1 protein-coding gene is annotated in these 249 nt (G+C 64.7%); it reads right to left on the minus strand.

The features are described 5' to 3' along the window. The coding region (locus PAN08_RS18015) for a cadherin repeat domain-containing protein (RefSeq protein WP_269792875.1) at positions 1 to 249 on the minus strand (249 nt) is incomplete at both ends.

Below are 249 nucleotides of genomic sequence, written 5' to 3' on the forward strand. Positions count from 1 at the left end.
TGTAGCTGACCGTGTAGCTGGCCGGCGTCGGGTTGCCTGCACCATCGTCGCCCGGCGGAGTGAAGATCGTGCCCGGCTGGTTCGGACCCGGCGGCGTGCCGCCCTGGTTCGGATCTTCAAATGCCGGTGCCTCGTTGACGTCCAGTTCGTTGAGCGTGACGGTGATGGTGGTCGTACCGCCATTGCCGTCGCTGGCTACTACGGTGATCGTGTGGCTGTTGCCCGTTGCCTCGTAGTCATTCGCCAGCG

Source organism: Stenotrophomonas sp. Iso1, assembly GCF_027497995.1.
Classification (GTDB): Bacteria; Pseudomonadota; Gammaproteobacteria; order Xanthomonadales; family Xanthomonadaceae; genus Stenotrophomonas.